The organism is Arthrobacter sp. TWP1-1, from assembly GCF_049897845.1.
Classification (GTDB): Bacteria; Actinomycetota; Actinomycetes; order Actinomycetales; family Micrococcaceae; genus Specibacter.
Window position 1 is genome coordinate 75,918 of the sequence record NZ_JAFCXC010000006.1, and the last position, 12,704, is coordinate 88,621.

The window sequence follows — 12,704 nt, forward strand, 5'->3', positions numbered from 1 at the left end:
TTGTTGGCCGGCATGGGTAGCGATTGCTCCGTGCCCATGTCACTGGGCCCGAGTAACAACGACGAACAAACCCTCTGGAGCTTGACATGCCCATTACGCTTCGAGCATGAGAGTCTTTGATATTTTTTTCGACTATAAAACCGACAATCCGCGGACGAACAATCCCGACCCGGACAGGGACAGTCCGAGGCTGCGGTTGGATCATGAGCTGCTGTGGAGCAAGGCGTTGCCCTCCGGGGACCCTTTTGCCCCGAGCATTTCGTCAGCTCGGAAGAACGAGTACCTCATCTTCACCGACGCCCGCGATGCGAGGCATTGCTATGGCAGTGACGCCATCACCAGCTCCTACACCACATGGTCAAGGCCAGCGTCATTGGTCGAGGCCATCGCCGGTCTGGAGGACGTGCAGCGGGCCCGCTACCTTGACCCGCCGTACACCATCGGCAGTGCCATGATTTGGCCCCTCAGATCGAAAGATCGGCCTACCATAAACCAGGCACGAGGCCTTCGCCTAAAGGTCGCTGACCGGATGGACCTCACCCTTGAATGCATCCGGCGTCACTACGCAGGAGTGCCAGAAAGCCCCCTCGCCAGTGTTCTCAACGCATACTCGGACTTCTTTGCGCTCTTTCAAGACTTCAAGGGGTTCGTGGACTTCTTCCACTTTCAAGACCTCGTGACGCCAGACTATGACCGTGTTCAGCTCTTCCTACCGTGCGACATCTTCGAGCCTTCCGGACCACCGGCCACAACCGAGGCGTACGTGACATACCGGGAGGCCACGCTCGACTTCATCGCAAAAAGAGGCCAGCGTATGGCCGATTGGGTTACGGAGAATCACCCCGAGATTGAAGTTCGCCGGTAGTGACCTAGTCGTTCCGTAGATCGGTAAGGGACGCGGCCGGGCCCGCCATAGAACCCACACGGCCGCCCTGCTACAAAAAGGCGCACTATGGGGTCATAGGATTCCAAACTGAAAGTGGCGGAGGCAGCGGCCAACCACGCATACTGCCGCCGTGGTTCCGTTAGATGTCATTTTCCGAAGTTGACCGCACGGAAGGTCCAAAGTCGTCTGCACTCGGTCCAAGACCAGTCCAAGACGGGTAGTCACCACTCGTGCCAAGGCGCCCCCGATGTTATAGCGTGGCGATCCTGACCCGGTGATTTTGGCCCCGGAGCTGAACGGCGCTTTGAGCCGCTAACAGGGCACAGTCCCGAAATGTAAAAGCGCACGGTCTCCTCCGCCTGACGATGGTGGTGCGCCATTGAAAGAGCCGCACTCTTTTCACTAAATGGAGGAACCATGAATGCTAGAACTAGGCGCCGACTCGGACCGGGAGCCCTGCTGGCAGCGCTGATGCTGGCCGCAATTCAGCCTGCGAACGCCGCCAGCGATAACTCAGGCGTTATCCATGACAAAGACTACGATTTTGGGTTCAGCAGCCCTGCCGGAGAGAGCTGCACATTCCCTCTTGGTGTCGTGGGCACCAACGGAATCATCCACACCAAGGAATGGCAGGACAGCGACGGAAACACGTCACGCTTCTTCTTTGCCGGTAAGGGAGTCAACCTCACTTACACAAATGAGATAACCGGGAAGTCTGTGACAATCAAAACTGCCGGTTCCGTCGCGCATACCACCGTGAACGCAGACGGGACTGTCACCCTCGAATTGATCGGCCATAACGGTCTCTCCCTGTTCCCGGCAGACATTCCTGCTGGCCCCTCCACGAAGCATCACATCGGCCGCGTGGTACTCACGATTGACGCCAACGGAATCTTCAAGGTCCTGAGTGTATCGGGCAGAGAGCGAGACATTTGCGCAGAACTGGCGAACTAGTCACGACGCTCTCGGCTCACCGCGGTAGGCCCCCTAATTGCCTGCCCCTACTCACATGACCCAGTAATTCTCCGAAGGAGTTTGCTGGGCGATGCTGGGCACATGGCAAGGAAGAGGGGTTACGGAGACACGGGGAATCGTCCAGACACATCTGGGAGGAGATCACTATGGGTGGTCCCCTCCCAGCCTTTTCGTCGGTCAGCCTTCGAAACAGCCGTGTCCCATAGAGCATCCATTGCCGGCGTTCAGCGTTGCGGCAAAACCCGCACTGCCGCCCTGCGAAAAAAAGGCGCACTATGGGACATGGGATTCCAAACTGAAGGTGGTGGGGGGAGCGGGCAGCCACACATGCTGCCGCCGCATCCTTGGCTGCGCTTTGTGGCCATGGGCGATTCCTTCACAGAGGGCCTGGATGATCCTGAACCGCTCAGCCCAGGCGGACATAGGGGATGGGCGGATAGGGTGGCTGAGGAACTCAGCCGCGGCGTCCCTGATTTTGCCTATGCCAACCTAGCTGTCCGCGGGCAGCTCTTGCACGAAGTCTTTGAGACCCAGCTAGGTCATGCCCTGGCCCTGAAACCCGATCTCTTGTCGATGCAGGCTGGTGGGAACGATCTCTTTCATCCCGGAGCCGATCCGGACAGGCTGGCGGCGGAGGTGGAAAACGCCGTCGAAATCCTCCGTTCACGCGGCGTGAATGTGTTGATCTTCGTCGGCCCGGATTCGGGTCGAGCCACCGTCCTTGGACAATTCCGGGCCAAGATCGCCATCTACAACGAAAACCTGCGGGGGATTGCAGAGCACCACGGCGCCCTGATCGCAGACCTGTGGTCCATGGCGGAACTGCACGATTCCCAGATGTGGAGCGCGGACCGGCTCCACCCGTCATCCTTGGGCCACCACGCCGTCGCCGCCATGGTGCTGAAGACCCTAAACGTGCCGCACAATCTGGAGCCGCGCTCGCCGAAGTCGCTGCCCGAGAAAAGGTGGCGGCAGGCCCGGGCCGAGGACATCGTCTGGGCGAGAGAATACTTCGTACCCTGGGTTGTCCGGGGCATTCGCCACGAACCGCCTAACGGAGGGCATGGCGCTAAACGCCCCGTGGCCGCGCCGATCGAGACTGCACCTGTGACACCGGAGCCTTCGAATCGTTCCCAATTCGGGACATAACTGTGGATCTGGTGTCAGTTTGGTAGCGACGCGGGGTGGCAGACCCCTGCCGTGGTGGGGTGCCGGTATCGTTTCGACTTGTGAGCGAGAATTCAAAGCCCCAAGACTCAGCCAAGGACGCTGCGCAGGAGGCCCCTACCAGGGACATCCCCGTGTCAGTGCCCGTCATTCAGGCGCAGAAGGCGGCCCGCCGTTTGTCAGGCGCTGCCACATCTGACCCCGCCGCGAAAATCAAGCTTGAGGATCATCTCGACCCCGAGCCAATGCGAGCTGCTGCCCGGATGCCTGCCCTGCCCAGCGACGATGAGATTGCCGCTGCCCTGTCCAAGAGCGTCAGAGACACAAAGACCGGTCCAAGCGAGGACACGCACACCAGCATGATCACCATGCGCCCTCCGGCCGAGGATGTTGCCAAACGCCAGGCCGCCATGGAAAGGGCCGCCAACACCAAGCCCGTGCTGACCCGTGTCTTCCAGGTGCTCATTGCCGTGCTCTACCCGATCGTGCTGTTGGTGCTTGCCATCCGGTTGGTCACATCGTCTGTTTTTCTCTGGGTTGAATATCACCGCCCCGGATTCCCTGTTGATTCCTTCGGGTTCACCACCGATGACCGCATGACGTACGGCTCCTACACGGTGGACTACCTTTTGAACCTGGCTCAATCCCGCTATTTGGGTGACCTGGTGGATAAGTTCGGCGACCCCCTATTCCTTGCCGGCGAAGTGAACCACATGGCCGACGTCAAAACCGTGATTGTCATGGCGTTCATGGCAGGTCTTGCGTTGGCGGTCGTCATGATCATCGGCATGATGTACCTGGCCCGCCGCAGCTTTGGCGGGATTCGCCGGGCCCTGTTCGCCGGATCCATCGCCACGCTGGCACTCATCATTGCCATCGGCGTCTTCGCGGCTACCGGTTGGGAGCGCTTCTTCACCGACTTCCACGAGATCTTCTTCACCGACGGCACCTGGACGTTCTACACCGACGACACCCTGATCCGCCTCTTCCCCAGCCAGTTCTGGACGGATTCCGGCATCTTCATCGGCGCCTTCGTTCTAGTGGTTGCGTCCCTGACCCTAGCCTTCACCTGGCCCACCAAGGACCGCCGCCAGGCCAACTTGGCCGCGCAGCGCCCAGGCCGCAGGTCGGCCTAAAAGCCTTTAAAGTAGTACGACGGCGGCCGGGTTGGCCGCCGTCGTACGTCATTAAAGGGGTGGTTAGATCCAGCTGGGGAGCCACATATGCTGGCGCCAGTAGGTCTCGGTGATCATCTCCGCGGCCCAAATTGGGTAGAAGAATGCGCTGAGCGCCACGACCAGGACCAGGAAGATGGCGACTACGGCGGCGCCTTGCTGCCGGCGCCATGGGGGATCGCCGATCTTGCCCATGACCATGCCGAGGACCATGACGAGGGCCAGGATCATGAACGGTTCGTAGGCGATGGCGTAGAAGAAAAAGATGGTGCGTAGCGGGTAAAAGAGCCATGGCAGGAAGCCCGCCGCGAAGGCGAGCAGGATGGCTCCGGCGCGCCAATCGCGCTTGGCGATCCACACGCCGATGAGGAACAGGAGGGCCAGCGAGCCGCCCCACCAAATCAGCGGGTTGCCAAGGCTCGTGACTGCTGCGGTGCACTTGTCCACGGTGCAACCGCCGTCGCCGTTCTCGAAATTCTTGACGAAGAACGATGTGGGGCGGCCCATGACAAACCATGACCACGCGTTGGCCTTGTAGGGGTGGTCGGAGCCGAGCCCGGTGTGGAAGGAGTACGCCGTGGAGTGGTAATGCCAGAGTGAACGCAGCGAGTCCGGGACCCAGCCCCACGGGCCGGCGGGGTTGGAGGCGGCCCAATGGCGGTCGTAGGCGTCCTTGGACAGGAACCAGCCGGTCCACGTGGCCAGGTAGGTGACGGCAGCAACCGGAACCATGCTGACGAACGCCACGATCCCGTCTTTCCAGATGGCGCCGGCCACCCAGAACTTGATGCCGGCGATCCGCCGGGCGTTCATGTCCCAGATGACGCTCATCAGGCCAAAGGCGGCAAGGAAGAACAGGCCTGACCACTTGGTGCCGATGCACAAGCCGAGGGTGACGCCGGCGGCGAGGCGCCACCAACGGATCCCCAGCCAAGGGCCGTAGAGGAGCGCCTTCGCCGGGATGCTTCCGGCGCCTTTTGTGCCTTGGGCACCGGCGGCATTGGCGAGCTTGGACAGCTTAGCCGCGAGCCGGCGTCGTCCGTCATCACGATCCATGAGGATGGCGCCAAAGCTCAGCAGGGCGAAGAACATCACGAAGATGTCCAGCAGCGAGGTCCTTGACTGGACAATCGCGTGGCCATCTACGGCGAAGAGCAGGCCGGCCATGGCTCCCAAAAGGGTGGAGCGGAACATCTTTTGCGCGATCAGGGCCAGGATGAAGATGGAGAGCGTGCCCACGAGTGCGGCCGTGAAGCGCCAGCCGAAGGTGCTGTCGGAGCCGAAGAGCCACATGCCGAACGCGATCATCCACTTACCCACGGGCGGGTGGACCACATATTCGGCGGTACTTTCAAGGCTGGTGAAAATGCCCTGGTTGAAGAGGTCGTTGGCCTTCTCTGCCCAATTGCGTTCGTAGCCGCTCTGTAGGTAGCTGTAGGCGTCTTTGACGTAATAGGTCTCGTCGAAGACCAGCGAGTTGGGCTGGCCGAGCCGTACGAAGCGGAGCAAACCACCGATGGCCGCCGTCAGTGCCGGGGCGAGCCAAAACCACAGTCGCAGACCGGGCGGCGTGAATTGGGTGCCCAGCAATCTGTCTCGGAGAGCGCTTTTGGTGAACGCCTTGGCCGGGTCCTTGACCCAACGGTGGGTGGGTTCGGTGCTGGCTCGGGACACGTGGGCGCCATGACTGGGCTCGGCGGAAACGTCTCGGTCTGGGGCTGTTGGAGAGGTATCCATAACGGGGGGTTGCACGGTGTCCATGCTACCTAAATGGGACTCTGTTGCTGTGGCTACTACGCTGGAGTCATGGAAGATGACTTTGGCCAAGAAAACGACAACGCAGCAGACGGATCGGAAGACGGTCTTGACGTGGCCGAAGGACCCATGGATTCAAGCCTGGCACCCACCAGCAAGCCGGGGGAGGGCTACATAGTTCTAGCGGCTACGCCGATTGGAAACATGGGCGATGCCTCGTCGCGCCTCATTGCCTGGCTCGGTGCCGCGGACATCGTGGCCGCTGAGGACACCCGCCGCTTGCACCGCCTGGTGACCAGTCTTGGTGTGAAGGTTGGCGGCCAGATCATCAGCTACCACGAGCACAATGAGGCCGTGAAGACTGCGGAGCTGCTCACCCAGGTCCAGACCGGCAAGACCCTCCTGATGGTGACCGACGCCGGTATGCCCTCGGTCTCCGACCCCGGCTTCCGCTTGGTGGCCGCAGCCGTTGAAGCCGGAGTGAAGGTGACCGCGGCCCCTGGGCCCTCGGCCGTGCTGACGGCTTTGGCGTTGTCCGGTCTGCCCACCGACAGGTTCTGCTTTGAGGGTTTCCTGCCCCGTAAATCGGGCGAGCGGGCTTCGCGGTTACACGATCTGTCCGTTGAAAAGCGCACCATGGTGTTCTTTGAGGCCCCGCACCGGCTCGAGGCCATGTTGCGCGCCCTGCACACCGCTTTCGGTCCTTCACGTGAGGCGGCCGTGTGCCGGGAGCTGACCAAGACGTATGAAGAGGTGGTGCGCAAGCCACTGTCGGGTCTCTTGGAGTGGGCCGAAACCACGCAGATCCGCGGCGAGATCGCTATTGTTGTTGGCGGCGCCCCGGACTCCGATCCCGGCACTCTCGAGGATCACGTGGCCTCCGTCAACGAGCTCATGGGCCAGGGCATGCGCATGAAGGAAGCCGTGGCCGTCGTCGCGCACGATGTCCATGCCAGCAAGCGCGAACTGTACAGCGCCGTTCTGGCTGCGCGCGCATAAGGGTTTCTCTGGCTCGAGCCGTCACATAATGCCGCTTAGAACGTTCTAAGCGGCATTATGTGACGGTTCGAGGGCCACCCGCGGTGGTGGGCGTCGCGCTCAAGGTGCGCGGCCCGCCGTCGTCCGCTTCTTGTTGTACAAATGCACAGCGAAACCGCCTCTTGCAGTGCGGACATGCGTAGACACTCCCGTTCGCCGAGAACTACCGTGAACGTAACGTAATGAACAACACGCCGCCGCAAACCCCTTGTCCAGACAGCATCGCTATGTCGGGACTGCGGCGCAAGACGAAGGAGTCATCATGACCGTGACAGCTGCTACCGAACTTTCCGAGCGCGAAAGTGCGCTGCTGGCGAGTGTTCCCACCGGGCTGCTCATCAATGGTGAGTGGCGCAGCGCCGCCTCGGGCAAGACCTTCAAGGTCGAGGACCCTTCCACCGGGGAGGTTCTTCTTGAAGTGGCCGACGCCGGTGCTGAAGATGGTGCCGCGGCCCTCGATGCCGCCGTGGCCGTCCAGGAGGAATGGGTCGCAACGGCTCCGCGCGTGCGTGCCGAGATTCTGCGCCGCGCCTTTGACATGGTCATGGCCCGCGCCGACGACTTCGCACTCCTCATGACCCTCGAAATGGGCAAGCCGCTGGCCGAGGCCATGGGCGAGGTCAAGTACGGTGCCGAATTCTTGCGCTGGTTCTCCGAAGAAACGTCGCGCTCCTTTGGTCGCTTCTCTTCCAACCCCGAGGGCACCCAGCAGATCCTGGTCCAGAAGAAGCCGGTTGGTCCGTGCCTGCTGATTACGCCGTGGAACTTCCCGCTCGCCATGGCCACCCGCAAGATCGCCCCTGCGATTGCGGCCGGTTGCACCATGGTGCTTAAGCCTGCAAACTTGACCCCGCTGACGAGCCACCTGTTCGCCCAGATCCTGATCGAAGCTGGTCTGCCCGCCGGAGTCCTTAACGTTGTTTCAACCACCGACGCCGGGGGAGTGACCGGACCGCTGATCAAGGACAGCCGGTTGCGCAAACTCTCGTTCACTGGTTCAACTCCCGTGGGCAAGCGCCTCCTGGCCGACGCGTCCACCAATGTGCTGCGAACCTCGATGGAGCTGGGCGGCAACGCACCGTTCCTCGTCTTCGAAGACGCGGATCTGGATGCTGCTGTTGAGGGTGCCATGGCCGCGAAGCTGCGCAACATGGGCGAGGCCTGCACGGCAGCCAACCGCTTCCTGGTGCACGAATCGGTGGCCGAGGAATTCGCCACCAAGTTCGCCGCCAAGATGGGTGGATTGACGACGGGCCGCGGCACGTCACCGGAAACCACTGTGGGCCCGTTGATCGATGCCAAGAGCCGCGACAAGGTCCACTCGCTGGTCACCGATGCACTGGCCGACGGCGCCACCGCGATTGCCGGCGGCGGCCCCGTTGACGGGCCCGGCTACTTCTACCAGCCCACGGTTCTGACAGGTGTGGAGCCCGGCGCCCGCATCCTGACCGAGGAAATCTTCGGCCCGGTGGCCCCCATCGTCACGTTCAAGAACGAGGACGAAGCCGTAGCCCTGGCCAACGACACCGAGTACGGCTTGGTCGCTTACGTCTTCACCAAGGACCACAACCGCGGCATGCGCATGGCCAACCGCATTGAAACCGGCATGATGGGCCTCAACGCGGGAGTCATCTCCAACGCAGCGGCTCCCTTCGGCGGCGTCAAGCAGTCCGGTCTTGGCCGCGAAGGCAGCATCGAAGGAATCGCGGAATACCAGTACACCCAGTACGTAGGTATGCCGAACCACAACAACGCCTAACCTCCTTCTAGACGCGGCATCACTAAACGGCGGTTTTTCGGCAACGCCGCATCACCTCCGGGGCTTTAAACCGTTTCGCTCCCTCACTCTGTGCATACGAGTGAGGGAGCGAAACGGTTTAAACGCCGTTAAGTGATGGAGCGTTGGAGTTTTAAGGCCGTTATGTGATGGAGCGTTTGTTGTGGCGAGGGTCAGTAACGGGTGAGGAGCGACGCCGGGACTAGGGTCGCCCGGAGTCGTGTCCCTGGCGTCGCACGGGAATGCAGACGGGCGGCCACGGCCTCCACGGCGTCGGCGAGATCGTCACGCCCGGTCGAGGACGCCGCGGGCGGTCCGAAGGCCAGTTGTTCATAGGCGTGGAGCACCAGCGCCAGCCCGGGCTGAGCTGACGGCCCCAGAAGTTCCGCGATGCGTTCAGCCTGTAGGGCAGGGGTCAGCGCGGGGTCGATGTTGCAGCCGTGGTCGGCCGCGGAAGCCAGCAGCTCGCGCCAGGCAAGGACCTCAGGCACCCGGCCGGTGGCTCCGTCCTTCGCGCCAACGCCGGCAGGGCCGCCGCTGCGCACCCGAGCCAGGCGTCGACGTCGGACATAAATGCGGGCAAGGGCCGGACTGGTCAGCACCAGTAGGACTAGCGCAATGACTCCCGTTGTTCGGAGCCAAGAACCGGAAACTGTTGCGGCGGCGGAACCACCCGCAGCGGCCGCAGCAGTGGTGGCCGTGGCCGTCGGCGCCGCGGAGGCCGTGGCCCCATCGATGGGAGCGTCGATGGGGCCCGCGGTGGGATTGGCCGAAGTTTCCTCCTGCGCATAGTCGGGAATGAAACCGCGCGACGGCGTCGGCTCGAACGGTACCCAGCCAAGACCCTCAAAATAGATCTCCGGCCAGGCATGGGCGTCCTTGCCGCTGGCCTGATATCCGCGCAGCGGCTGGCCGTCCAGCTCGCCGATCTCGGTGGTCCGGGTCCCCGGGGCATACCCCACCACAATGCGTGACGCCAAGCCAACTTCCCTGGCCATCACGGCCATGGCGGCGGAAAAATGCACGCAATAGCCGCTCTTTTCCGTCAGGAACGATTCCAGCACTGCCATCCCGGAACCGTCGTACCCTTCAGCGGCGGGAGTATTCAGGTTGTAGTTAAATTCAGAGGAACGCAGGTAATCCTGGATCGCTATGGCCTTGGCAAAAGCGTTCGGCGCGGCCCCAGCAATCTCCTGTGCGGTGTCCTTCACCAGCGCCGGAACATCGGCGGGCAACGCGGTAAACACCGGGTCGACGCCAGCGGCATTGCCAGACGCTGCGGCCAGAGTTGTCGGGGAGAGCACGGGCATCTCACTGCGCACAACATAGGCCTGGTTCGCGGTGGAGGTGAACTGGCCCTTGATGGTCTGCGTCGACGGATTCCACCGCCACCGGCCCGTGAGGTTTTCAACGCTGGTGGGGGATAGCGGGGCCGGCAGCCACTCACTGCTGAGCGCGTCGATGGTCACCATGGTCAGCTTTTGGGTCCGCGCGACGGCGGGTGCGGGTCCGGCCGCCGGTGCCAGATCGGACGTGCCGAGTTGCAGTGAGGACGGCGATTCAGAGGGCTGCCACGACTTGCCTGTGAAGTTCTCCAGCGTGCTCAAACGAAGGTACTGCGGCCCGTCGGTGTTACTCAAATACGTCAGGTTGACCTGATTTGACTGCGAACGAAGGTCATCGCCGAGTGAAATCATCGGGTCCAACCGCGCGCCCGCACCGGATTTGTCCAGGCGGGAACCCTGCGGGAAGGATCCTTCCGTGAAACCGGGAATGGCCGCCGGGACAATGGCCATCACTAGGACGACGGCGGCGCCCAGAGCAGCTGCCCGGGAGAGGGTTCCGGTGGAGAATCGCACTCCCGTGGCCCGCACTTTTCCGTCGGGCGCGTACCACCGGCAGCACCCGAGAATGAGTAGGAAACCCGCGCCGGCACCGATGAAACCCAGTGTGCCGATGCCCGTGCTGGTGGTGAGGGCCGGCGGCAGCATGACCAGCAGCAGGCCCAAGGAACTGGCCGCCGGCATAGCGACCGTGATGGCCACCGTATCGATCAGAAGCGCCACGAACCCCAATCCGGCGCAGAACAGGAAGAACATGGGGACCTCCGAGGACACCGGAGTGTTGCTGGACATGATCAGCGTCGAGGCATCCGAGGCCATCTCCAACGCAGCCCGGAACGTGCCCGCCGTCGGAATGAAGCCCAAAAGTGAGGTGGTGGGAAAAAAGACGAACGTCAGGCTTATGAACCAGCCAGCCAGTGCCCCCAACGGAGCATAGGGATCAAGGGCCGGGTAACGCCGCAGCACTGCCGGAAGTAGCAATGTTCCGGCAACCACGACGGCGGCTCGCGGCCACCAGCCAAAATCTTCCAGTACGCCGCCCAAGCCAAGCGAGGCGCCCATGACGGCACCAAAAATGGCGAGTGCCAGAACCCAGCGAGGGGGGCCGGTCCGTGGGTCGGCGAATATCCCGCGGGATTTTGGCGCGCCACTCGCGGGGCCGCTTGCGCCGCCCGCAGAGCCAGCCGGACCGGCGTCGTTCCCGTGCGGTGGCCGGCCCTGGGCTGGCAGCATCCGGGTCATGGGCGCCGCCCTGCGATTGCCGCGGGCTGCCCCAGTTGTAGCCAGGCCTGCTCCAGATGCGTGCCCGGCGTGAGTGCCGTGGCCCGCCAGCCGGCGCGGCGGAGGATGTCCAGCGCCGATTCAACCTCGTGGGGTTCGCTGCACAGGAGCAGGGCGAAGGCGCTTTGGGTCGATTCGGCCATGTCCGCCAGGAGGAGCGCCTCGGCGTCGCTGAGCAGGCCGGTCACTGCCATGAGCGGTCCTCGGCGCCGGCCGGCGTGGAGTTTGTGGGCCAGGCCGTTGATGAAAGGTGCCACGGGCGCGTCTTCGGTCTCGCTGAGTTCCAACGCCGCCAAAGAAGCGGCAACGTCAAAAACGCCCTGGCTGCCGCTGTATTCCTCGGCGCCCGGATCGGGTGCCGACGGGGAGGAAGCGAAGCCCGGCAGTCCTCGATGATCCAGCACGCGCAGCAGATAGCCGCGCTCCAACACATGGGCGGCAATGGAGACGGCGGCGACAATGGCCGTCTCAAACGCCGCCGTCGTTCGCAGTTCCGGAAGACCCACCATGCTGTGTCCGGCAATCTGAAAGCGCTCAATGGCTTTGTTGCCCTCACCGAAGGCCTGGGCGCGACGGTCAAGAACTAGGGCCGCCTCGGGAGTGGTGACGGATTCTTCCGCCCGGACCATGAGCTTTCCCTGCCTTGCCGTGACCGGCCAGTGGACGCGGCGCAACGGATCGCCGTAACGGTATTCGCGGGTCATGGCATCGTCGTGACTGGCGTGCGCGAGCTCAGGGGTGCTGCGGGCGCCGTCCTGGCCGCGGCCATCGGTCAGTGAAATCGGCGGAAGTTCGACGGCGGCAGGGGCTATGGTGAGGCGGTCGCCGTCGTCCAGTCCTCGCTGCACATAGGTGACATCGAAAGGGTCAGAGAACTGGCCTCGCAGTGGCCCAACCGTGAAGACACCGCGGTGGGCAGGGTGCAGGGAATAGTGGTATCGGCTGAGTAGTCCGCGCGGCACTACGGGATGCGGGTGGCTGAACGTGGGGACATCGCGGAAACTGACCGGCAACTCCTCAACGAGCTTGACCCGGCCACCGCCGGGAGTTCGCCCGTGGACCTCAAGGGTCACCGTAACTGGCGAACCGACCCGCCCCAGGGCAGGTGCCAAGGTGCGCTTGACCGTGAATCCGGGCTTGAGCAGGTAGACGGCAGCGCAGGCAACCGCAGGCAGGGCGCAGCAAAAAACGGCCAGCATCAAAAGGTCCCGGCGGCCAAGGACAAGAGCTAACAGGAGGGCAAGTGCGCCCATGGCCAGCAGGATCCAGCCTCGGGGTCGGAAGAGTCGCAGGGAGAACACGCCCGA

At 62.9% G+C, this 12,704-nt stretch carries 9 protein-coding genes; 6 read left to right on the forward strand and 3 right to left on the reverse strand.

What is annotated here, in order from left to right; translation table 11 throughout:
* Window positions 1–106 precede the first annotated feature (106 nt).
* The 4 genes from ACP7B9_RS12145 (at window position 107) to ACP7B9_RS12160 (ending at window position 4,164) form a co-directional block, all read left to right on the forward strand.
* A complete protein-coding gene (locus ACP7B9_RS12145; RefSeq protein ID WP_425863710.1) occupies window positions 107–865 on the forward strand; it encodes a DUF6994 family protein in 759 nt (252 codons plus the stop codon).
* Window positions 866–1,303: 438 nt separating this feature from the next.
* Window positions 1,304–1,840, forward strand: coding sequence for a hypothetical protein (locus ACP7B9_RS12150; protein ID WP_425863712.1), 537 nt, complete (start codon window positions 1,304–1,306; stop codon window positions 1,838–1,840).
* 303 nt (window positions 1,841–2,143) lie between these two features.
* Window positions 2,144–3,010, forward strand: coding sequence for an SGNH/GDSL hydrolase family protein (locus ACP7B9_RS12155; RefSeq protein WP_425863714.1), 867 nt, complete (start codon window positions 2,144–2,146; stop codon window positions 3,008–3,010).
* An 80-nt stretch (window positions 3,011–3,090) separates the two neighbouring features.
* Window positions 3,091–4,164: a TIGR01906 family membrane protein gene (locus ACP7B9_RS12160; RefSeq protein ID WP_425863716.1), complete on the forward strand. Its 1,074-nt coding sequence runs from the start codon at window positions 3,091–3,093 to the stop codon at window positions 4,162–4,164.
* Between the two features lie 63 nt (window positions 4,165–4,227).
* On the opposite strand, the gene ACP7B9_RS12165 is transcribed toward ACP7B9_RS12160, so the two are convergent.
* Window positions 4,228–5,964, reverse strand: a complete 1,737-nt coding sequence (locus ACP7B9_RS12165) for a dolichyl-phosphate-mannose--protein mannosyltransferase (protein WP_425863718.1) — start codon at window positions 5,962–5,964, stop codon at window positions 4,228–4,230.
* Window positions 5,965–6,087: 123 nt separating this feature from the next.
* Here ACP7B9_RS12165 and rsmI point away from each other — a divergent pair, with 123 nt between their 5' ends.
* Window positions 6,088–6,957, forward strand: coding sequence for a 16S rRNA (cytidine(1402)-2'-O)-methyltransferase (rsmI, locus tag ACP7B9_RS12170; protein WP_425863875.1), 870 nt, complete (start codon window positions 6,088–6,090; stop codon window positions 6,955–6,957).
* A gap of 301 nt (window positions 6,958–7,258) precedes the next feature.
* Window positions 7,259–8,755, forward strand: coding sequence for an NAD-dependent succinate-semialdehyde dehydrogenase (locus tag ACP7B9_RS12175; protein ID WP_425863719.1), 1,497 nt, complete (start codon window positions 7,259–7,261; stop codon window positions 8,753–8,755).
* 191 nt (window positions 8,756–8,946) lie between these two features.
* Here the strand turns inward: ACP7B9_RS12175 and ACP7B9_RS12180 are convergent, their stop codons facing one another.
* On the reverse strand, window positions 8,947–11,358 hold the full coding sequence (locus ACP7B9_RS12180; RefSeq protein ID WP_425863721.1) for a transglutaminase TgpA family protein: 2,412 nt from the start codon (window positions 11,356–11,358) through the stop codon (window positions 8,947–8,949).
* On the reverse strand, window positions 11,355–12,698 hold the full coding sequence (locus tag ACP7B9_RS12185; RefSeq protein ID WP_425863723.1) for a DUF58 domain-containing protein: 1,344 nt from the start codon (window positions 12,696–12,698) through the stop codon (window positions 11,355–11,357). Before ACP7B9_RS12185 ends, ACP7B9_RS12180 begins: the two co-directional genes overlap by 4 nt.
* Window positions 12,699–12,704 lie beyond the last annotated feature (6 nt).